We start from the raw sequence: 1,517 nt of genomic DNA on the forward strand, positions 1-1,517 counted from the left end.
GGCGAGGGGGCCGACTGCGCGGACCACGGCGGCGGCACGGGTGCCGGCGGCGGTACCGGTGCGGGACCCGGTGCCGGTGCGGGACCCGGTGCCGGTGCCGCACCCACGCCCGGCCCCGGCGGCACCGGTTCGGGCGTCCACGCGGTCCCCTGCGAGCTCATGCGCCCACGCTAGCGGGCGGGGGGCGGCGTCGGTCAGGGTCGGTCGTCGAGGTCGAGCACGACCGGGACGTGGTCCGACGCGCCCTTGCCCTTGCGCTCCTCCCGGTCGATCGACGCGCCCGTCACCCGGGCGGCGAGAGCGGGGGAGGCCCAGGCGAAGTCGATCCGCAGCCCCTTGTTCTTGGGGAAGCAGAGCTGCTGGTAGTCCCAGTACGTGTACGCCCCCTCCTGGGGCACGTGGCGCCGCGACACCTCGGTGTACCCGGCGTCCCCGAACGCGAAGAATGCCCGCCGCTCGGGCTCGGTCACGTGCGTGTGGCCGGCGAAGGCCGCCGCGTCGTAGACGTCGGTGTCGTACGGGATGACGTTCCAGTCCCCGACGAGGGCGATCTGCGCCTCCGGGTCGCCGGTCCCCGCCTCGAGCCAGCTACCCGCCGCGGCACGCAGCCCCTCGAGCCAGGCGAGCTTGTAGGTGTAGTGGGGGTGACCCGGGTCCCGGCCGTGGGGGACGTAGAGGCTCCACACCCGCACCCCCGCGCACGTGGCACCGAGGGCGCGCGCCTCGACCACGGCCTCCTCCTCGCCGTAGGCGGGCTGACCGGGGAAGCCCGCCTCGACGTCGGCCAGCCCGACGCGGGACGCGATGGCGACGCCGTTCCACTGGGTCGTGCCGACGTGGGCGACCTCGTACCCGGCCGCCTCGAGCACCGCGTACGGGAACTGCTCGTCGCGGCACTTGGTCTCCTGCATCGCGAGCACGTCCGTCCCCGACCGCTCGAGCCAGGCCACCACGCGGTCCGCCCGCGCCCGCACCGAGTTCACGTTCCACGTCGCGATCCGCATGGGCCGGGACGCTACCCGCCGCCGCCGACACCGACCCACCCGTAGGCTGGGCCGCATGGGTACCGCACTGATCACCGGAGCGAGCGCGGGCCTGGGCCTGGAGTTCGCCTGGCAGCTCGCCACGGCTCGGCACGACCTCGTCCTCGTCGCGCGGGACCGGGAGCGGCTCGAGCGCCTCGCCGGTCAGCTCCACGCGGCCGCGGGCGTCCACGTCGAGGTGCTGCCGGCCGACCTGTCGGTGCGCGCCGACGTCGACCGCGTCGCGGAGCGTCTCCGGTCCGCCGAGCGCCCCGTCGGCCTGCTCGTCAACAACGCCGGCTTCGGGCTCAAGCAGAAGTTCGTCGGCGGGGACGTCGACGTGCAGGACCACGGGCTCGAGGTCATGGTGCGGGCCCTCATGGTCCTCAGCCACGCCGCGGTCAACGCGATGGTGCCGCGCGGGCGCGGTGCGGTCCTCAACGTCTCCTCCGTCGCCGCGTACACGACCATGGGCACGTACTCGGCGCACAAGGC

General features: G+C 74.8%; 2 protein-coding genes. One reads left to right on the forward strand and one right to left on the reverse strand.

The window, feature by feature from the left end:
- Positions 1–194 precede the first annotated feature (194 nt).
- The gene (locus N866_RS20100; RefSeq protein WP_052023161.1) at positions 195–1,004 is read right to left on the reverse strand and encodes an exodeoxyribonuclease III; all 810 of its coding nucleotides are present in this window, start codon (positions 1,002–1,004) and stop codon (positions 195–197) included.
- A gap of 55 nt (positions 1,005–1,059) precedes the next feature.
- Between N866_RS20100 and N866_RS16215 the strand changes: the two genes are divergently transcribed.
- On the forward strand, positions 1,060–1,517 hold a 458-nt coding region (locus N866_RS16215), incomplete at its 3' end, for an SDR family NAD(P)-dependent oxidoreductase (protein ID WP_034228295.1).

Origin of the sequence: Actinotalea ferrariae CF5-4 (genome assembly GCF_000603945.1) — a bacterium.
GTDB classification, from domain to species: domain Bacteria; phylum Actinomycetota; class Actinomycetes; order Actinomycetales; family Cellulomonadaceae; genus Actinotalea; species Actinotalea ferrariae.